The sequence below is a fragment of the Streptomyces sp. NPDC059816 genome, from assembly GCF_042732055.1.
GTDB lineage: Bacteria > Actinomycetota > Actinomycetes > Streptomycetales > Streptomycetaceae > Streptomyces.
The window spans coordinates 237,261-256,064 of the sequence record NZ_JBHWIQ010000008.1 but is presented as its reverse complement, the minus strand read 5'-3'; the positions used below and the strand labels follow the sequence as shown (position 1 = coordinate 256,064).

The 18,804-nt window shown below is 70.1% G+C and carries 22 protein-coding genes; 13 read left to right on the top strand and 9 right to left on the bottom strand.

Going from position 1 to position 18,804, the window contains the following annotated elements:
- Window positions 1-12: 12 nt before the first annotated feature.
- The 5 genes from ACFV88_RS14010 to ACFV88_RS13990 all read right to left on the bottom strand — a co-directional run bounded on the left by ACFV88_RS14010 (window position 13) and on the right by ACFV88_RS13990 (window position 3,524).
- Window positions 13-600, bottom strand: a complete 588-nt coding sequence (locus ACFV88_RS14010; RefSeq protein WP_385490036.1) for a class IV adenylate cyclase — start codon at window positions 598-600, stop codon at window positions 13-15.
- A complete protein-coding gene (locus tag ACFV88_RS14005; protein ID WP_385490033.1) occupies window positions 597-1,271 on the bottom strand; it encodes a class I SAM-dependent methyltransferase in 675 nt (224 codons plus the stop codon). Before ACFV88_RS14005 ends, ACFV88_RS14010 begins: the two co-directional genes overlap by 4 nt.
- Complete coding sequence (locus ACFV88_RS14000; RefSeq protein ID WP_385490030.1) at window positions 1,189-1,830, bottom strand: hypothetical protein; 642 nt, start codon at window positions 1,828-1,830, stop codon at window positions 1,189-1,191. Before ACFV88_RS14000 ends, ACFV88_RS14005 begins: the two co-directional genes overlap by 83 nt.
- On the bottom strand, window positions 1,823-2,725 hold the full coding sequence (locus ACFV88_RS13995; protein WP_385490028.1) for a radical SAM protein: 903 nt from the start codon (window positions 2,723-2,725) through the stop codon (window positions 1,823-1,825). The genes ACFV88_RS14000 and ACFV88_RS13995 overlap by 8 nt, the downstream gene beginning before the upstream one ends.
- A 106-nt stretch (window positions 2,726-2,831) precedes the next feature.
- Window positions 2,832-3,524 (bottom strand): HAD family hydrolase, encoded by a 693-nt coding sequence (locus ACFV88_RS13990; RefSeq protein ID WP_385490026.1) that lies wholly within the window; start codon window positions 3,522-3,524, stop codon window positions 2,832-2,834.
- Window positions 3,525-3,619: 95 nt separating this feature from the next.
- Between ACFV88_RS13990 and ACFV88_RS13985 the strand changes: the two genes are divergently transcribed.
- Together ACFV88_RS13985 and ACFV88_RS13980 are read left to right on the top strand one after the other, a co-directional pair.
- Window positions 3,620-4,393: an XRE family transcriptional regulator gene (locus tag ACFV88_RS13985; RefSeq protein ID WP_385490023.1), complete on the top strand. Its 774-nt coding sequence runs from the start codon at window positions 3,620-3,622 to the stop codon at window positions 4,391-4,393.
- Complete coding sequence (locus tag ACFV88_RS13980; protein ID WP_385490020.1) at window positions 4,380-4,847, top strand: NUDIX hydrolase; 468 nt, start codon at window positions 4,380-4,382, stop codon at window positions 4,845-4,847. The genes ACFV88_RS13985 and ACFV88_RS13980 overlap by 14 nt, the downstream gene beginning before the upstream one ends.
- Here the strand turns inward: ACFV88_RS13980 and ACFV88_RS13975 are convergent.
- On the bottom strand, window positions 4,835-5,398 hold the full coding sequence (locus ACFV88_RS13975; protein ID WP_385490018.1) for an HD domain-containing protein: 564 nt from the start codon (window positions 5,396-5,398) through the stop codon (window positions 4,835-4,837). The two genes, ACFV88_RS13980 and ACFV88_RS13975, sit on opposite strands and share 13 nt — an antisense overlap.
- Before the next feature lie 252 nt (window positions 5,399-5,650).
- On the opposite strand from ACFV88_RS13975, the gene ACFV88_RS13970 reads away from it, so the two are divergent.
- Window positions 5,651-6,082, top strand: coding sequence for a cytidine deaminase family protein (locus tag ACFV88_RS13970; RefSeq protein ID WP_385490015.1), 432 nt, complete (start codon window positions 5,651-5,653; stop codon window positions 6,080-6,082).
- Between the two features lie 62 nt (window positions 6,083-6,144).
- On the opposite strand, the gene ACFV88_RS13965 is transcribed toward ACFV88_RS13970, so the two are convergent.
- A complete protein-coding gene (locus ACFV88_RS13965) occupies window positions 6,145-7,062 on the bottom strand; it encodes a trypsin-like serine peptidase (protein ID WP_385490012.1) in 918 nt (305 codons plus the stop codon).
- 258 nt (window positions 7,063-7,320) lie between these two features.
- Here ACFV88_RS13965 and ACFV88_RS13960 point away from each other — a divergent pair, with 258 nt between their 5' ends.
- Window positions 7,321-7,962, top strand: a complete 642-nt coding sequence (locus ACFV88_RS13960) for a DUF1326 domain-containing protein (RefSeq protein ID WP_385490009.1) — start codon at window positions 7,321-7,323, stop codon at window positions 7,960-7,962.
- Window positions 7,963-8,020: 58 nt separating this feature from the next.
- Here the strand turns inward: ACFV88_RS13960 and ACFV88_RS13955 are convergent, their stop codons facing one another.
- A complete protein-coding gene (locus ACFV88_RS13955; protein WP_385490006.1) occupies window positions 8,021-8,512 on the bottom strand; it encodes a hypothetical protein in 492 nt (163 codons plus the stop codon).
- A 133-nt stretch (window positions 8,513-8,645) separates the two neighbouring features.
- Here ACFV88_RS13955 and ACFV88_RS13950 point away from each other — a divergent pair, with 133 nt between their 5' ends.
- From ACFV88_RS13950 to ACFV88_RS13940, 3 genes are read left to right on the top strand one after another with little or no spacing between them, the layout of a single operon-like run.
- Entirely contained in the window at window positions 8,646-9,980 is a 1,335-nt protein-coding gene (locus ACFV88_RS13950) for a tetratricopeptide repeat protein (RefSeq protein WP_385490003.1), read from the top strand.
- 23 nt (window positions 9,981-10,003) lie between these two features.
- The gene (locus tag ACFV88_RS13945; RefSeq protein WP_385490001.1) at window positions 10,004-10,921 is read left to right on the top strand and encodes an aminoglycoside phosphotransferase family protein; all 918 of its coding nucleotides are present in this window, start codon (window positions 10,004-10,006) and stop codon (window positions 10,919-10,921) included.
- A gap of 11 nt (window positions 10,922-10,932) precedes the next feature.
- Entirely contained in the window at window positions 10,933-11,547 is a 615-nt protein-coding gene (locus ACFV88_RS13940) for a class I SAM-dependent methyltransferase (protein WP_385489999.1), read from the top strand.
- 33 nt (window positions 11,548-11,580) lie between these two features.
- Here the strand turns inward: ACFV88_RS13940 and ACFV88_RS13935 are convergent, their stop codons facing one another.
- Window positions 11,581-11,811: a hypothetical protein gene (locus ACFV88_RS13935; RefSeq protein ID WP_385489996.1), complete on the bottom strand. Its 231-nt coding sequence runs from the start codon at window positions 11,809-11,811 to the stop codon at window positions 11,581-11,583.
- A 223-nt stretch (window positions 11,812-12,034) separates the two neighbouring features.
- On the opposite strand from ACFV88_RS13935, the gene ACFV88_RS13930 reads away from it, so the two are divergent.
- The 6 genes from ACFV88_RS13930 to ACFV88_RS13905 all read left to right on the top strand — a co-directional run bounded on the left by ACFV88_RS13930 (window position 12,035) and on the right by ACFV88_RS13905 (window position 18,788).
- Window positions 12,035-12,481, top strand: a complete 447-nt coding sequence (locus ACFV88_RS13930) for a hypothetical protein (protein WP_385489994.1) — start codon at window positions 12,035-12,037, stop codon at window positions 12,479-12,481.
- Between the two features lie 588 nt (window positions 12,482-13,069).
- On the top strand, window positions 13,070-14,206 hold the full coding sequence (gene pstS, locus ACFV88_RS13925; protein ID WP_385489992.1) for a phosphate ABC transporter substrate-binding protein PstS: 1,137 nt from the start codon (window positions 13,070-13,072) through the stop codon (window positions 14,204-14,206).
- 185 nt (window positions 14,207-14,391) lie between these two features.
- Complete coding sequence (gene pstC / locus ACFV88_RS13920; RefSeq protein WP_385489990.1) at window positions 14,392-15,399, top strand: phosphate ABC transporter permease subunit PstC; 1,008 nt, start codon at window positions 14,392-14,394, stop codon at window positions 15,397-15,399.
- A complete protein-coding gene (gene pstA / locus ACFV88_RS13915; RefSeq protein WP_385489988.1) occupies window positions 15,396-16,472 on the top strand; it encodes a phosphate ABC transporter permease PstA in 1,077 nt (358 codons plus the stop codon). Before pstC ends, pstA begins: the two co-directional genes overlap by 4 nt.
- A 30-nt stretch (window positions 16,473-16,502) precedes the next feature.
- On the top strand, window positions 16,503-17,279 hold the full coding sequence (pstB, locus tag ACFV88_RS13910) for a phosphate ABC transporter ATP-binding protein PstB (protein ID WP_385489985.1): 777 nt from the start codon (window positions 16,503-16,505) through the stop codon (window positions 17,277-17,279).
- Window positions 17,280-17,519: 240 nt separating this feature from the next.
- Entirely contained in the window at window positions 17,520-18,788 is a 1,269-nt protein-coding gene (locus ACFV88_RS13905) for a GNAT family N-acetyltransferase (protein WP_385489982.1), read from the top strand.
- Window positions 18,789-18,804: the final 16 nt, after the last annotated feature.

Below are 18,804 nucleotides of genomic sequence, written 5' to 3'. Positions count from 1 at the left end.
CAGCCCTCAGGGTCAGTCGCGCTGGGCGATTACCGGTGCCGACCCGTTCTGCGCGGCGTCGGCGAAGAGGAGAGTGGGCTCGGTGAGAATGTCGCGCCCCGTTTCGCTCTTGTAGATTTCGTCCACGCTGCCGAACCTGGCCTCGGAGTAATCCAGTTCGAGAAGAGCGGCGGCCTGGCGAACCGAGGGCTCGTCAGGCCCTTCGATCTCGATGAAAGTCGGAAGGTCCGGCCAGGTGTCGAAGTCGAAGGCGATCTCTCCCAGGCGCCACTCCTCGCGGTAGTTCTCCTGGTAGCGGACTTCACGGAGGCCCAAGTGACGGAGGATGTCGGCCATGGCGGGCAGATCCGTCACCTCGGTCTCGATCTCGGTGGTGCCGTCGATCGTGGTGGCGTCGGTGACCTGCTTGAGCGTGAGCGTCGAGCGAGTGCCCTCGTCTCGGAGCCGGATCCAGGCTCCCTTGTCGAGGGAGTCGTTCTCGAAGATCTTGCGGGTGAGGAGGGTGCGCGGGAACGCCTGGACGGCGCCGAGCTCGGCCAGTTTCGTTTGAAGGCCGGCGACATCGACGTACAGGAACTTTGCCTCGTACTCGTGCTTCATGTTTCCTTCTTCTCGTAGCTGTGGGCGGCGGACGCACGGGCCGCGAGGAGCAGGCCCATCCGGTGGGTGTGATCCTCAAGCCGACCGATGTGGGCCCGCTCGTTGAACTCGTTCGTGCGCAGTGTGAGCAGGACGTCCCAGTCGCCGATGAAGTGACGTCCGAGCCTTTCGGGAGACGTGTAGTGCTCGACCGGATGATGACGTTGATTCACCGGCATCATGAACTCCGCCCCGAACAGTCCGCCCTGCTTGACCAGACGCTGCATGCGGTCGACGAAGGTGGCGAGCGGGTGACGATGGTTGGCGCTGTAGTGCCATGAACAGCTTGTCCAGACCGCGTCACAGGGCATCTCCGACGGCTCGATCCGGAGGAAGTCTTCCTCCACGATCCGTACGCGGTTGCGCAGCCCTTCGAGTTCGAGCCGCTCGATCAGGCCCTTCGCGTGGGCATGTTCGTCACCCGGAAGGCTGACCTCGCCTCCGTGCAGGGCGAGTGGGTCGCGCTCGACGGCGATGACGCGATGGCCGGCGGCTGCCAGCGGCAGGACGAACTTGCCGTCGCTCGCTCCGATGACCGCGACGGTGGCGTCAGGAGTGGCGTGTTCCTTCAGGGCGGCGAGGAACTGAGGGAAGAAAGTGAGGGTGTGCTCCCACAGGCTCTGTGTCCGCACAGTGATGGGTTCCTTGCGTATCGGCGGCCAGGATTGCCTGAAGTACTCCGTCAGGCCGAAGACCTGTGGTGTCCACGCGGCGCATCGAGAACTCGGCGTAGGCATCGGCGACCCGGTCGGCCGCAGTCTCGATGAGGGCGTCCCAGCGGGAGACGGGCTTCCCCCGTCGGCTGAGGCGATGTTGGCGCTCATCCTCGGTACAGACCAGCTGGTAGCTGGTGGGCTGTGGAAGACCGGGCGGCAGCGTGATGCCGAGATCGGCACCAAGAACCCGATGGCTGGTCAGGCAGCGGGCGAAGTAGCTCTCCACGACGACGGGGAGCCCTGAGGCGAGAGACCGTCGTATCTCGTCGGTGGCGGTGAAGAGCGCGGAAAGGTAGAAGCACATCCTGGCTTCGGCGCTCCCCCTGCGGTCCACCTCGCGTCTCAAGGGCTGGTAGAAGGGCGGCACAGTCGGTACGAGGACTGCCCCACGGGCGGCGGCCAGCATGGGTGCGATGGTCGACTTGCCGGTACCGCGAAGCCCTTCGAGACTTTCGAACAGCGGCTGTTCAGACACGCGCGTACACCACGTCGGGAATCGCGAGGGTGAGTTCGTTGATGGGGCTGGGCCGGTGGACGATGCGGTCGGCGGGCTTGTCGTACCAGAAGGCGTGCGAGTCCCTGCCGACCGCTTTGCAGGACATGGTGAGCGCGCCGCGTGGGTCGGCCTCGATCCGGTCGATCTCCGACGGGCCGCCTGCGGGGGCGCAGACCTCCGGGGCGCCGTACTCGGACAGGTCTTCGTCGACGATCACTTCGATGGCGAGTTCGGCCGCCTTGAGCCGCTCACGCAGATCGGCGTACGCGGCGGAGTCGGTGACCAGGAGTTCGGGGTGGGAGGTGGCGTTGCCGACCGGCCGCAGACAGTGCAGTTTGAGCTGACGCACCCCGAGGTTCCCCAGGATGCCGGCCAGGGGGAGTACCTCGGTGATGTTCCGCGAGTTGACGGTCATGGTCGCGCCGGTGGGGACACCGAGTTCGCGGGCAAGACCGAGGGCGTTCAGTGCGCTCTGGTAGCTGCCGGACCTGCGGATGTGATCGTTGGTCGAGCCGACGCCCTCCAGCGAGACCCTCAGCAGATCCAGGTACGGGGCGATCGTGGCGAGCCGGGGTTCGATCCGGTATCCGTTGGTGCAGATCTCGATCCGCAGACCCAGTTGCTGTTTGGCGTACCGGACGACCTGAGGCAGGTCCTTGTAGACGAACGGCTCACCGCCGAGCAAAGTGACCGACTCGGTGCCGTACTCGTCGCGCATGAGAGTGAGCAGGTTGATCGCCTGGTCGGGGGTGAAGGCGTTGGCATGCTGGAGACGCTTGCCGTGGAAGCAGTGCAGGCACTCGAAGTTGCAGCGGTACAGCAACTGCAAGTACAGCATCCGGATCCTGCGAATTCCGGTGACTTCCCCGATCACATGAGCCTCCTTGGCCGGTCGACTGACTGGAGACCTGATGGTGGCCGAGCGGGCGAGGACAGCATCACCGCGTATGCGGACGGCACGGGGACGCCCTGGGACGTTTTCAGCGTGCTGAGAAGGACTCCAGGATCCGGACGAGGCTCGATGTGTCGGAGAGGTCGGCGAGTACGGTGGCAGCGCCGGCCGCAGCAAGTTCTTCGGAGCTGTGGATGCCCGAGGCGACCGCGACGATCCCAGAACCCGTGGCCAGGGCGGCCTCGACGTCGCGCGGGGTGTCCCCGACAAGCACCACGGGCACGTCACCAGTCACCCCGCGGAGGCGCTGGACCCGCTCCCGGGCGACACCCACAAGATCGGGACGCTGTTCGGCATCGGCGCCGAAGGCACCAACAGACAGGTCCAGCAGGGAATCGAGGCCGAAGGCGGACAGTTTCACGTCGGCGTTGGCCGCGATGTTCCCCGTCAGGACCGAGGACATCCAGCCATCGCGCATCGAGGCCGCTTTGAGGGCGTCACGCACTCCGGGCAGGGCGGTACCCCGCTTGCGAAGATCGGCAAGACGCTCCTCTCCGGCCTGGGCGAGGGCGGCCTCAACGGTGGGCCAGCTCGGTTCGGGCAGGCCGTGCCGGATGAACATCTCCCGCATGATCAGACGATCCGTACGCCCCTCTGTCCGCGCAGGCCCGGCCGGTACACGCCCCGCCAATGCCGAGAATGCCGCCGTGTAGATCTCCTTGCTCACCCCGGCGTTGTCGATGAGCGTGTGGTCGATGTCCCACAGAACGATGAGCTGCATGTCGCCAGGGTAGGGATCCGTCTCTGCCCCCCGTTTCATAGAACGTCCCATAACGTCCTTGTGCGATCTTGACCGTTTCGGCTTCGATGAGACCCGTGAACGAGCGACTGCACTCCGTACTTGCCCAGCGTGGCGTCTCACCCGATTCGCTCGCGGAACTCTGCGAGGTAGATCCCAAGACCGTCGGCCGCTGGCTCGGCGGGCGCCTGCCCCACCCTCGGCACCGATTCAGCGTCGCGCAGCACCTGCGGGTGGAGGAGGCTTTCCTCTGGCCCGGTTCTCACCCGCGCGTCAGCCGACCCGGCACCGGAGTTGGTGCCGAGCTCGTCGGTACCTACCAGAACCGGGCCAGCGTTCCCCGGGACACCTGGCTCTCGCTGCTCCGGGAGTCCCGGCAGCAGATCGGGGTCCTTGTCTTCTCCGGCACCTTCTTCGCCCAGTCCAACCCACACGTGGCGAAGATGCTCGCCGAGAGGGCGGCCGAAGGGGTCCGGGTACGGCTGTGCTTCGGCGATCCCACCGGCACGTCGGTCGCCATCCGGGGCCGTGAGGAAGGCATCGGCGACACCCTGTCCGCCAAGATCCGCGCCTCCCTCACCTACTACCGCTCTCTGCTCTCCGAGACAGGGTGCGAGGTGCGGCTGCACGATACGACGCTCTACACCTCCATGTTCCGCTACGACGACGACCTGCTGATCAACCCGCACGTCTGGGGCCAGCCGGCGAGCGCCAACCCGCTTCTCCACCTCAGAAGGGCTGACGCCACTGGGTGGTTCGACAACTACGCTCAGAGTTTCGACGCCGTCTGGGCCGCCGCGCGGCCCTGGACACCCGACCAGGAGGGGACCGCCACACATGGGCAGAACTGAGTACTACAACGAGCCCACCGCCCCGAAGGCGAACACCCTCATCCCGGCCAGCAACCTCCTGGTCGTCGACGACCAGGGCGCCATCCTGCTCCAGCGCCGCCGCGACACCGGCCAGTGGGCCCTGCCCGGCGGAGCCCAGGACATCGGCGAGACGGCGGCACAGTGCGCGGTGCGCGAATGCCTGGAGGAGACCGGCATCGTCGCCGAGGTCACCGGCTTCCTCGGCGTTTACACCAACCCGCACCACATCGTCGCCTACACCGACGGCGAGATCCGTCAGCAGTACGAGAACACCTACATCGGCCGCCCGGTCGGCGGCGAGCCCACGATCAACGACGAGGCCGATGGCGTCCGCTTCATCCAGTCGGACGATTTGGACGCGTACGACATCCACCCGAGCATGCGCCAGCAGATCGGCGACTACCTGGCCGGCACGTACCCCTACCTGGGCTGACTCGCCAGGGCTGCTTCCACCCGCTCCACGGCAGCGAAGATTTCCGGTGCCGCCCGACGAATGAACCGCCCGACGAGACTGTCCGTCCCGTAGCGGCCCAAGATCTCCGCTACCCGCTCCTGGGTGGTGGTGCTCTCCCCGTCGAGTGTGGTCGTCATGTCGCAGTACACCAGCGCATCCACCAGCAGGGGCTCCTCCAGCAGGGGGAACTCCGCCTCCAGCGTCTTCCGCAGTCCGCGTTCCTCTGCCTCCAGCAGCGCGAAGGAGTGGTTCGCCACCAACCGGACCAGCCGCTCGTCAGCACCGTGCTCGTCACGGAGGAACCGGGCGCCGTCGAGTGGATGGAAGCCGGTCACCGCAAGCCGGGGTGCGTACCCGACGTCATGGAGCACAGCAGCTGCCGCCAACAGATCGGAATCCTTTCCCAAGACCTGCCCGACGCTGCCCGCTCGGGCTGCGACTCCCTTGCTATGCGCCCACCGTCGAGAGAGCACATCACCAAGCTCGGCTTCCGCGATCTGCCTGGCCCAGTCGACCATCGCCTCCTTCATAGCCTTCTACCTGCCCGGAATGGCTGGTCGCCAGTCGCACTGGGTCAACAGGTCAATTCCGTCACCAGTTCACCGACTCCCGGTGTACGACACCATCGTCCTGCGGGCGCGCTGATCGCATCCGCTGCGCAGGAGCAGCGCAGTAGGATCCGCCGCGACAACGTGGCGGAACCAAGTACTCCGCCGAAACCCGCTCGCGTACCCCCGTCACAGGGGCCGACAGCGCTTGCGGCTCTGACGAAGGCAGCGAAGGTGACCAAACAGACCCACCCCGTCGACCCCGTTGACCCCGTCGACCGCGAACTCATCGAGGCCGCGGAGCACACCGCTCGCACCCGCTGCCAGGGCGAGAACCACACCGTGGCTGCCGCGGCCCGCGCCCGGGACGGCCGGATCGTCACGGGAGTGAACGCGTACCACTTCACCGGAGGGCCCTGCGCCGAGCTGGTCGTCATCGGTGCGGCAGCCGCCCAGGGTGCGTACGAGCTGGACACGATCGTCGCCGTGGGGGACCGCGACCGGGGTGTCGTTCCCCCGTGCGGCCGGTGCCGTCAGGTCCTGCTGGACTACTTCCCCACCATCAAGGTGATCGTCGGCGCAGGTGACCGCGTCCGAACCGCCCTGATCACCGAGTTGCTGCCCGAGAGTTACGTCTGGGCCGACCACCAGCTCGACGCCGAGTAGGTCGCACCGGAGAGGGGAACGGTCAGTGATCTCGGCGCAGGTGTCGCGTCCCGGGCGGCCGGTCACGCGCGCTGGGCGCGGTCGTACACCTTCTGGGCCGTGGCGCGCAGCACCTCGCCGTACATCTTGGTCGGGGTGAAGGAGTCCATCGTGCTGTTGACCGAGACCAGGGTGCCCTTGCCGGTGGTGGTGTTGAAGTCCGCGAACCAGGGGCCTCCGCTGGCGCCGCCGGTCATGTCGCAGGGGATGAACTGCGTGCCCTGCTCCTTCTTGGCCGTGCCGGTGCAGCGCAGGAGTTCCTCGCCGAGCTGCGGGCGGGTGGCGGGGTAGCCGAAGGCGGAGACGGTGCCGCCCACGGCGCGGTGGAAGGCGATGGCCTGGCCGCCCGCGACGTCGGTGAGTTTGCGGCCCCTCTTGTCGGCGTCGACGGCGAGCGCGGCCAGGTCGTTGACGGAGTCGTTCTGCCAGCTGCGCGGGGTGGCGGCGGCGCGGACCGCGAAGGCGCCGTGCGGCTGCTGGCCCTTGTGGTAGCCGGGGACGAACACCATGTCGGTGTGGGTGTTGTACGGGGAGGAGCCCCGGCGTACGCAGTGGCCGGCGGTCATCACGGTCGACTTGTTGGCGCTCTTCACGGCGGTGGCCGTGCACCAGGTGTCGGAGCCGTTCGCGTTGACGAAGAAGAGGCGTCCCACCGTCTTCAACGCGGTGCCCCGCCAGGGCTTGCTCTTCGGTCCGGTCGGGCCGAGGTCCACGGACTTCCCGACGGCCTTGATGCGGGCGGGCGTCCAGTAGGCGAGGGCCGCCTTGCGTTCGCCGGCGGTGTACTTCAGGACCGAGACCGGGTCGGCGGGGGCGGCCTGCGCGGGCACCGCCGTCACCGCGACCGGGGCGGCCAGGGCGAGTGCCGTGGCTGCGGCGGCGAGTACCGCGGCCCGGGGGCGAGGGCGCCGGATCACGGAGGGGGAGGTCATCTCGGTCATGCGGGCGGTCTCCTGGCTGGTGCGGTCGGCGGGCGGGCAACCCGTTCGCAGTGCAGGAGCGGGGAACCGGCATGTCCGGTTGGCGCTGTCGTCGTCCTGTGACACGCGTGTGCACGGACGTGGACACGGGGCTCCTGTTCCGTGGGTCGAACATCATCAACTCGGTACCCCCCTAGGGTATTTGACGGAGTGTCGGGACTCGGGCTAGCCTCATTCGAGTGGATACCCCGCCGGGGTATCCAGGAAGGGGTAACGGTGATGAGCGGGACCGACTGGCACCTCAAGGGCGAGTGGTTCGACGTGTGCAGCTGCTCGATGCCCTGTCCTTGCACCTTCGCGCAGGCGCCGACGGACGGCGCCTGCCTGTTCACGCTGGTCTGGCAGATCCACGAAGGCCACTTCGGGAACGTCCGGCTGGACGGCCTGGGCGTCGTGGCGCTCGGCGAGTTCGCCGGGAACATGTGGGTGGGCGACCCCGACGCCACGATGGCCGCGATGTTCTACGTCGACGCCAAGGGGACGCCGGCCCAGCGCCACGCCCTGGAGGAGCTCTTCCGCGGCAACGTCGGCGGCTGGCCGGGTACGTTCGGTTCGTTGATCAGCGAGGTGCGCGGCGTGGAGTACGCACCGATCCACTTCGACGCCGCGCCGGACCTCGCGTACTGGCGCGCCACCGTGTCCGACCGGGTGGACGTCGGCGCCGTCGCGCTCACCGGCCCCACCGCGGACCCCGGGCGCCGGGTGCAGCTGATCAACGCGCCCGGTGCGGAGGTCGGGCCCGGGCAGGTCGCGACCTGGGGCGTGGTGAGTGCGGACCGCGCGGAGGGCTTCGACTTCTCCCGCGCCTACCGGGGCGGGTCCAGCAAACACTTCCCGTTCGACTGGCGGCCCGACGCCTGACCTTGTCCCGACCCCTCGGCACGCCCCGTCCGCGGTCCGCGGACGGGCGACCGTGCGGTCAGTCCGGCCGCTTGCCGCGGCTGTGGGCGATGCGGAGGGTGTCGGTCAGTGCCTCGGCGAGGCGGGCGGCGGTGAAGCGGAGTTCCGGAAGGGTGAGTGCGGGCTCCTTGAGCATCGCCCTGGTGTGGCCGAGCAGGCCCTCGGCCATGGAGAGTTGGGTGGCTTCGACGCCGTCGGCGAGCCGGGCGAGGTAGCCGTGCTCGTCCTCCGTGGCGAGGTAGCAGGGTTTGCCTTCGGGGGAGGACCAGGGCAGGAGTCGTAGTCCGGGGACGGGGGAGGGGGACCGGTCGTCGAACGGGAACCGGATGGTTCGGGTCACGGGTTCGGCCAGGGTCTCCACCCGGGAGGGTTCCGCTTCCCACTCCCGTCCGCCGCCGAGCGGCCGGAGCAGCCACCGGCCGCCGATCTCGCCCCTGAAGGTTCCCGCCTTCCCCCGTGCGGTGTCCCGTACGAAGGCCCCCACGGGTGGTGGACCCTGATCCTCGGCCATGTCGTTTCTCCTTCCGTGCGGTAGCTCTCCGCACGCAAGAGGTAACCGCTCGGTCACCGTCCGGCGGTACGGTGGATGCGAGGACCGCTTTCCAAAGTGTCAAGAATCGCCGTGGAACGAGGAGTTGGACACCTTGGTCGATCGAGAGCCCAACGGACGCCTGGCGCTGCTCCACCGGGAGGCCGGGTGGACGCTGCGGCAGTTCGCCCAGCTGGTCAACCGCATCGCCACGGAGCGGGGCACCCCGAGCAGTTACCGGGCGTCGTCGGTCCACCAATGGCTCCAGGGACACGTGCCGCGTGCGGAGGCCCGGCACCTGGTCCGCGAAGCGCTGTCCCGGAGACTGGGCCGTCCGATCACCGATCGGGAAGTGGGGTTCCCCCCGGCCGACGCCGCCGCGGACCCGGGTCTCAGCGAACGGATCGCCGGTCTGGGCGAGAGCGACATGTCACCCTCCCGGCGGGGCGTCCTGAACGCCAGCCTGTTCAGCGTCGCCCTGACCGTTCCGGGCTGGCCGGACGTCGTGGGGCGCATGGAGCGGGTCCGGCACCAGGTGGCGCCCCGCATGGGGATGCCGGACGTCGACATGGTGATCGCCATGACGGAGCGGATCTCCGAGTTGGACGACCAGTTCGGCGGCCGGCACGCGAGGCCGATGGCGGCGGCGTTCCTCGTCAACACGGTCGTGCCCTATCTCCGGGCGCAGGCCCCCGACGTCGTGCGAAAGGCGATGATGGCCGCCGCCTCGGACCTCTGCTACCTGACCGGTTACATGGCGGTGGACGAGGGCCTCGAAGGCCTCGGGCAGCGCTACTACCTGAAGGCCCTGGAACTGGCCGGCGCGTCGGAGGACCACCTGACGTACTGCACGACGCTGCGCGGCATGAGCGTCCAGGCCGTTGAACTCGGGCACGGCCCGACCTCGCGGCGACTCGCCGACGCCGCCGCGTCCGCATCACCGCAAGCGGGTCCGCGCATGCGGGCCTTCCTCGCGGGGCAACAGGCGCACGCAGCCGCACAGTGTGGGGACGCCTCCCAGGCGATGCTGCACCTGAAGGAGGCCGAACAAGCGATGGACAGGGCCGAGTCCCGCCAGACGACGTTCGGTTCCTACGATCCGGCGGCGCTCTACTACCACATCGGGCATACACGCCATGAGCTCGGTGACGTTCGGGGTGCCATCAGCGCCCTGGAGGAGTCCGACCGGCTCACCTACTCCATCTACCGGCGGGGGCGCCTCAAGAAGCGGGCCACTCTCGCGGAGTACCAGTTGCAGCACGGTCATCTGGAGGCGGCCTGCGCCATCTGGAACCAGGTGCTGGACGAGTTGCCCCTGGTGCAGAGCGGGCGGGTGGACCGTCGGGTCAAGCAGATGTTCGGTCTGGTCAAGCCGCACCTCGGCAACCGGCATGCCCGTGCGCTGTACGAGCGGGCCCGCACGGAGACGCCGACCGCACTGCACGCCTGAGGCACCCACTACGGTGAATCCGCATGACCCACACCAAGACGGAGATCACCGCGGAGCTGGTCCGGGACCTGCTGCGCGACCAGCACCCCGATCTGGCCGACCACCCCGTGGAACTCGGCGCGCGCGGCTGGGACAACCAACTGTGGCGGCTCGGCGACGACCTCGCCGTCCGACTGCCCTGGGCGACGCAGACCGCGGACGAGCTGCTGCTCAAGGAACACCGCTGGCTGCCCGACCTCGCCCCGCACCTCCCGCTGCCGGTTCCCGTGCCGCAGCGCCTCGGCGAGCCGTCCGAGCGGTTCCCGCGGACGTGGATCGTCACCACCTGGGTGCCCGGCGAGCCCGCCGACCGCGCCCCCGTCACGCGCGCGGCCCAAGCGGCCGACTCCCTGGCCGCCTTCCTGGCGGCCCTGCACCGACCCGCACCCGTCGGGGCGCCCACGGGTCGTGGCCGCGGCGGCCCGCTGTCCGACCACGCCGGGCACTTCGCCGACGGGTTCGCCGCGCTCACCGGGGCGGGGCTGATCCCCGACCCGGACGGCGTCCGTGCGGTCTGGGCGGAGGCCCTCGCCGCGCCCGAGTGGGAGGGCCCGGCGCTGTGGCTCCACGGCGACCTGCATCCGGCGAACGTGCTCACCGCCGACGGCACCTTCTGCGGCGTGATCGACTTCGGTGACCTCTTCGCCGGCGACCCGGCCAGTGACCTCTCCGCGCCCTGGCTGCTGTTGCCGGACGGCGCCGTCGACCGCTTCCACCGGGCCTACGAGCCGACCGCGGACGCCGCGACCCTGCGTCGCGCCCGCGGGTGGGCGGTGCTGCGCGCCTTCGTCTGCATCTCGGTCGGGGACGACGGCGTCCACGGCCGCCCCGGCGGGAAGGAGAGCTGGGGCCCGCCCGGTCAGGCCGCGCTGCGCCGCCTCGTCGCGACGGTCGAACGCTGAGCGGGGGCGCGATGGACGAGCCCGATCCGAAGCCGTACTGGAACACCAACGTCGCGCGACACCCCGGCATCCTGCGTGCCGTGCCCGAGGGGTGCGGCGACGCGCTGGACGTGGGTTGCGGGGACGGGCTGTTGGCCCGCAAGCTCACCGGGCGGGCGCAGCGGGTCACCGGGATCGACCGCTCGCCGGAGATGATCGCCCGGGCCCGGGAACACGCCGCCGACCGTCCGCAACTCGACTTCGTCGAGGGGGACTTCCTCGCGGCCGAGCTGCCCGTGACGGGTTACGACTTCATCTGCTCGGTGACGACCGTCCACCACATGGAATTCGACGAGGCGCTGCTGCGGATGCGTGAACTGCTGCGTCCGGGTGGGGTGTTGGTGGTGGTCGGATTGGCGCGCGAGACGAGCCCGGGGGAGTGGGCCGCACTGATCGCGGCGGCCCCGGTCGTGCGGATCACCAAGGTGCTGCGTCGGGCGGGCGGCCCGGAGGGGATGCCGGTCGCCGATCCCGAGATGGGTTACGGGCAGGTGCGGGCCGCGGCCCGACGGCTGCTGCCCGGCGTGCGCTACCGCCGGCACGTGCTCCGCCGGTACTCGCTGACCTGGCGCAAGCCCGGGCCCTGAACCGGGACGGCGGGACTGTTCACCCCGGCGGGCTCACCCCAGCGGGGTCACGTCCTGGGGGGCGGCCGGCCACTCGTGACCGGTGTCCGGGCAGCGCAGCGTCCAGTGGAGGTCGGTACCGGCGAGGAACTCGCCGGGCAGATGGCGTCCGGAGTCGAAGAGGAGGGCGCCGCGCCGGGGCGGGACGAGGGCGGTGCCGTTCGCCGCCTCGTGGAGGCCGTGGCGGCGGGCCCGGGTGGCGACCGTGCGTCGTCGAAAGGTCATCGGGGGTCCTCGGGGCGAGGCGGGCGCGGGGGCGTGGTGACGACGACCGTAGAGGAGTGACCTTCGGTAAGGCTACCGGTGCGGTGGGTGACCGTGCGGGAAAACGGTGCGGCGGTGCGCGGTCGTACCCCCGTAGGGTCACTCAGGTGCACGGGGGCGCCCACCTCCGCCGCGCGCCCCCGTTCGCGTCCGCATCCGACGCCCGTACCCGAGGACGACGTACATGCTGCTCACCGCCGACACGGACGCCGACCTGGAGGTCTTCCTCACGGAGGTGGGACGGCACCTCGCGGGGATCGGGGCCCGGGTGTCCATCGACCTGTACGTGGACGAGGAGATCACCGACCCCGGTGCGCACCGCCTGTACGAGGAGCTGCGCCGCACCGTACGGGAGGAACGGGAGCGGGCGGGCGGGCGGACGCGGCGGCGGGAGTCGTACATGGGGGTGCCGTTGGACCTGGGCAGCGGGGACGGGCTGACCGCCTTCGTGCGGCTGGCGCACCGCACGATCGGTTCCGAGGCCGTCCTCGTCGACCGGATCGTCTTCTCCACCGTCGAGAACGAGCGGATCGTCTGGCTCCGGCTGCCCGCGGCGGACGTCGACCGGCTGGTGGCTCGGGCCCGGGAGGCGGGCGCGCTGAGCCTCGCCCCGGTCCCGCCGAAGCCCTGAAGCCCCGAAGCCCCGAAGCCCCGAAGCGCTGAAGCGACCGTCCGGCAGGGTGCCGAAGCCGTCGTCCCCTCGCGTACGGACCCGGCGTGCGGGGTGTGGGTGGGCGCGCGCGGCCGGTTCCGCGCCCCGCGCGGGCCCCCGTGCGTCAGGTGGTTCACTCGAACGGCAGGCGCCGTTTGCGCGCGCCCGCGTGAACATCGGCCGAGGAACACCCACTGCACGGATGCGCGGGTTCCGCACCCCTCGTGCGGGCGGCCGGGCGGTAGCCCGGGAACACCCCCTCCCGGCGTGCCGCGGCCCCCGTCGGAGACCGGTTCGCGTCCTCGCCGTGAGCGTTCCGTGACCGCACCACACCGACCGCACGGGTTCACCGGCCGTTCACCTGCGGCCGTAGGCCACTTCACCTGTTCTGCCTAATTTCGGCCTTACCGGGTGCGAGCCGGGGCCGACACGGTCCGCGGTACGCGCCGGGTGAACGCATGACTCGGACACCCTCCGGACCCACCCCCCTGACGGGGGAGGTCCGACCGACACACGCACGCCGCCGCGCAGCACGCCGGGGCGGCTCTTGGAAGGAACTCCCGAACAGTGAAGCTTCAGCGCAAGAACCGGCTGCGCGCCCTCTCCCTCGGTGCGGTCGCCGTCTCCGGCGCCCTGGCCCTCACGGCGTGCGGCTCCGACGACACGGGCGGCGGCTCCAACGGTGCCAGCGGCGGGACGCAGAGCGCCGCCGCGGGTTCCATCAAGTGCGACGACGCCCGGGGCGAGATCCTCGCGGCCGGCTCGTCCGCGCAGAAGAACGCGGTGGACGTCTGGGTGAAGAACTACCAGGCGGCCTGCAAGGACGTCCGGATCAACTACAACCCCAAGGGTTCCGGCGCCGGCATCACCAACTTCCTCCAGGGCCAGACCGCGTTCGCGGGCTCCGACTCCGCCCTCAAGCCGGAGGAGATCGCCGAGTCCGCCAAGGTCTGCAAGGACAGCCAGGCGATCGACCTGCCGATGGTCGGCGGCCCGATCGCGGTCGGCTTCAACGTGCCCGGTGTGGACAAGCTGGTCCTGGACGCCCCGACCCTCGCCAAGGTCTTCGACGACAAGATCAAGACCTGGGACGACGAGGCCATCCAGAAGCTGAACCCGGACGCCAAGCTCCCCGACACCAAGGTCCAGGCGTTCCACCGTTCCGACGAGTCGGGCACCACCGACAACTTCACCAAGTACCTCAAGGCCGCCGCCCCCGAGGCGTGGTCGTACGAGGGCGGCAAGGCGTGGCAGGCCAAGGGCGGCCAGTCCGCGCAGGGCTCCTCCGGGGTCGCCCAGCAGGTCAAGGAGACCGCGGGCGCCATCTCGTACTTCGAGCTCTCGTACGCCAAGGACGGCATCAAGACCGTCGACGTGAAGACGGACGCCGCCGAGCCGGTCGCGGCCACCTCGGAGAACGCCTCCAAGGCCATCGCCGCCGCGAAGATCGTCGGCAAGGGCAAGGACCTCGCCCTGGAGCTGGACTACAAGCCGACCGCCGAGGGCGCCTACCCGATCACCCTGGTGACGTACGAGATCGTCTGCGAGAAGGGCAACAAGGCCGAGACGCTGCCCGCCGTCAAGTCCTTCCTCTCCTACGTGGCCAGCGAGGACGGTCAGGGCCTCCTCGCGGGCGCCGGGTACGCCCCGCTGCCCACCGAGATCGCGACCAAGGTCCGCGAGACGATCGCCTCGCTGAGCTGACCGGGCCGACCGAGCTGACAGAGAGCCGACCGAGCCGACCTGCCTGAGCGTGCGGGCGGCCCCCGCGCTCCCTCCCGCCTCCCCCGAGGCCCAGGGAGCGGGGCCCGGGCCCGCCCGCACCGTCCGGTGCACCGCCGCCTGGAACCGCACACCACCCCGTGCGGTTCCGCAGACCGGAGAACTCCATGGACATATCTACTAAGGACATTCCGCCCCCACCCGCCCCCGCCCCGCCCTCGGACGTCGAGCGGCAGCGGGCCGCACGGGGTGCCACCCGCCCCGGTGACCGCATCTTCCTCGGTCTGACGCGCGGCTCCGGCATCCTGCTGCTGACCGTCATGGCCGCGATCGCGGTCTTCCTGACGTACCGGTCCGCACTGGTGCTCACGAAGAACGAGGGCAACTTCTTCACGACGTTCGAATGGAACACGGGCGTCAACCCGCCGGTCTTCGGCATCGCCGTGCTCGCGTTCGGCACGGTCGTCTCCGCGCTGATCGCCATGGTCATCGCGGTACCGATCGCCGTCGGCATCGCCCTGTTCATCACGCACTACGCCCCGCGCCGCCTCAGCGGCCCGGTCTCCTACGTGATCGACCTGCTGGCCGCCGTGCCGTCGATCGTCTACGGCCTGTGGGGCGCGTTGGTGCTGGTCCCGCACCTGACCGGACTGTTCAGCTGGCTGGACACCTACTTCGGCTGGACCGGGATCTTCGCGTGGCAGGGCGGCGCCCCCCGCTCCATGCTCACCGTCGGCATCCTGCTCGCGATCATGATCCTGCCGATCGTGACCAATGTGTCGCGCGAGGTGTTCAAGCAGGTCCCGCAGATGCACGAGGAGGCCGCGCTCGCCCTCGGCGCCACCCGCTGGGAGGTCATCCGCATGGCGGTCCTCCCGTTCGGGCGCTCCGGGGTGATCTCCGCGTCGATGCTCGGCCTCGGCCGTGCGCTCGGCGAGACCATGGCGGTCGCCACGGTCCTGTCGCCGACGTTCGACATCAACGCCAGCCTGCTCGACCCGGGCGGCGGCACCTTCGCCCAGAACATCGCCAGCAAGTTCGGCGAGGCCAACACCACGGGGCAGGACGCGCTGATCGCCTCCGGCCTGGTGCTGTTCGTCATCACCCTGCTGGTCAACGGCGCGGCCCGCGGCATCATCGCCCGCCGCAAGGAGTACTCGGGGGCCAACGGATGAACCAGTCAGCCACCACCCGGCGGCCCGAGCAGCCGGTGTCCTCCCGCATCCAGGGAGCGACCCTGCCGCAGTGGACGCCCTGGGCGCTCGCCGGTGCCTCCGTCGCCCTGTCCGTGGGCATCGGCCTCCTCTTCGACCTGCACAGCCGGGTGCAGTGGGGTCTGCTCGCCGCCCTGCTGTTCGTGCTGCTCACCTACGGCGTCGCCGCCCGGGTCGAGGGGCGCCGGCAGGCCCGGGACCGGGTCGCCACCAGCGTCGTGTGGGTCGCGTTCATCCTCGCGGTGATCCCGCTGGCCTCCCTCATCTGGGAGACCGTGAAGCGGGGCGTGACCGTCCTCGACGGCTACTTCCTCAGCCACTCGATGGGCGTCGTCGCCGACACCGAACCCGGCGGCGGCATCTACCACGCCCTCATCGGCACCCTGGAGCAGGTGGGCATCGCGACCCTGGTCGCCGTGCCGATCGGGGTGCTCACCGCGATCTACCTGGTCGAGTACGGCCGCGGCAAGCTCGCGGCGGCCGTCACCTTCTTCGTCGACGTGATGACGGGCATTCCGTCGATCGTCGCGGGTCTGTTCGTCCTCAGCTTCTGGATCCTGATGCTCGACCTGGGCCCGTCCGGCTTCGCCGGTTCGCTGGCCCTGGCCATCCTGATGATGCCGGTCGTCGTCCGCTCCACCGAGGAGATGCTCAAGCTCGTCCCCAACGAGCTGCGCGAGGCGTCCCTCGCACTGGGCGTGCCGAAGTGGCGGACCATCCTCAAGGTGGTGCTGCCGACCTCCATCGGCGGCATCACCACCGGCGTGATGCTCGCGGTCGCGCGCATCACCGGCGAGACGGCGCCCGTGCTGCTGCTCGTGTGGGGCACCAACTTCATCAACAACAACCCCTTCGAGGGGGCGCAGGCGTCGCTGCCGCTGTACATCTACCAGCAGTACGCGAACAGCGCGGGCTCCGGCGCGGCGTACGACCGTGCCTGGGCCGCGGCGCTCACCCTGATCGCCTTCGTCATGATCCTGAACCTGGTGGCCCGCGGCATCGCCCGCTGGAAGGCCCCGAAGACCGGTCGCTGACGCGTCCCGACGGAAAGAAGTGTGACTCCCATGGCCAAGCGGATCGACGTCAGCGGCCTCACCGCGTACTACGGCACCCACAAGGCGATCGAGGACATCTCGATGTCCGTCGAGCCCCGGAGCGTGACGGCCTTCATCGGCCCGTCCGGCTGCGGCAAGTCGACGTTCCTGCGGACCCTCAACCGGATGCACGAGGTCACCCCCGGCGGCCGGGTCGAGGGCAAGGTGCTCCTCGACGACGAGGACCTGTACGGCAGCGGGGTCGACCCCGTGGCGGTGCGGCGGACCGTCGGCATGGTGTTCCAGCGGCCCAACCCGTTCCCGACGATGTCGATCTTCGACAACGTCGCGGCGGGCCTGAAGCTCAACGGCTCGTACAAGAAGTCCGAGCTGAACGACGTGGTGGAGAAGTCGCTGCGCGGCGCGAACCTCTGGAACGAGGTCAAGGACCGGCTGAACAAGCCCGGTTCGGGTCTCTCCGGCGGTCAGCAGCAGCGGTTGTGCATCGCCCGGGCCATCGCGGTGGAGCCGGAGGTGCTGCTGATGGACGAGCCGTGCTCGGCGCTCGACCCGATCTCCACCCTCGCGATCGAGGACCTGATCGGGGAGCTGAAGTCGCAGTTCACGATCGTCATCGTGACCCACAACATGCAGCAGGCGGCGCGGGTCTCCGACCGGACGGCGTTCTTCAACCTGGCGGCGGTGGGGCAGCCCGGCCGGCTCATCGAGATCGACGAGACCGAGCGGATCTTCTCCAACCCGTCCGTGCAGGCCACCGAGGACTACATCTCCGGCCGCTTCGGCTGAGCCGCCCCGGTCCCGCACCGCCCGCCCGGCCGCGCAGCGGCCGGTGGACCGGACGGGGACCGACCGGACTCCCCGCGGTGCTGCATGGCGGTGCCGCCGCGGGGCCCCGGGCCCGCCCCCGACCCCCGGGGGCGGGCCCCTCCTCTTCCCGTGGCCCTTCTCTTTCCACGGCCCGGTGGGCTGGCGGGGCGCCGCAAAAAGGAGGCGACAGGCAGGGACGTCTGCGCCTAGCGTGGAGGGATGGGTGGAGACGGAATCGACGTGCGTTCCCTGCGGGACGGCGAACTGGCCGACTGGTTGCGGGCGTTGAACACGGGGTTCCTGAACGAACCCACTCCGACCGCGCGCGACGTGGCGGGCCGTACGGAGATCGTCGCCGATTCCCGGGTGCGCGGTGCGTTCGACGCGGGCCGCTGCGTCGCCACGTACCGTTCGTTCGACCAGCAGGTGACCGCGGTGGGCGGTGCGCCCGTCGCGTCGAACGCCATCAGCAACATCACCGTCAGCCCCACGCACCGTCGCCGCGGACTGCTCAGCCGCCTGATCGACCTGGACCTGCGGGCCGCCCGCGAGCGCGGCGACACCCTCGCGACGCTGGTCGCCGCCGAGTACCGGATCTACGGCCGCTTCGGCTTCGGGCCGGCCACCCGCGGCACGGAGTGGGTCATCGACGTGGCGCGCACCGGTCTGGACCCCCGCTGGTCCGGGCCCGCGGAGCCGGGTGCCCGGATCGACCTGGTGGACCTCGCCGACGTGCGGGTCATCGGCCCGGTGCTGTACGACGAGTTCCGCCGTCGGCAGCCCGGGGCCACCAACCGGGACGCGATGTGGTGGCGCCGCACCACCGGGGAACTCAGGCTGGACTCCCCGCCGTGGAAGGAACCGTTCTACGCGGCCTACCGGAACGCGGACGGCGCGGTCGAAGGACTGATCGCCTACCGGACCGAGGAGAAGTGGGGCGAGGGCAAGCAGCCGCTGAACACGGCCGTCGTCGAGGAGTTGGTGGCGCTCACCCCGGCCGCCGAGCGCGCGCTGTGGGAGTACGTGTGCTCGATCGACTGGATCGTCACGGTCCGCACGGGCATGCTCGCCCCGGACACGCTGCTGCCCGATCTGTTCCCCGACGCGCGCGCGGCGCGGGCCGCCACCCAGGGCGACTGGCTGTGGGTGCGGCTGCTGGACGTCGCCGCGGCGCTGTCGGCCCGGACGTACGAGGGCACCGGCTCCGTCGTCCTGGACGTGGTGGACGAGCCGCAGGGCGCGGGCGGGCCGTCGGGCGGACGGTTCCGGCTGGACGCCTCGCCGCAGGGCGCCCAGTGCGTACCGACGACCGCCGCCGCGGACCTGACGCTGTCGCTGGGCACCCTGGCGTGGTTGTGGCTCGGGGAGGGCTCGGTGCAGCGGTTGCTGGCCCTCGGCCGGATCACCGAGGAGCGCCCGGGCGCCGCCGCGGCTGCCGACGCCCTGTTCCGCACCTCCCGGCGCCCCTGGTGCCCGGACATCTTCTGACGCCCTCGGGGAAACC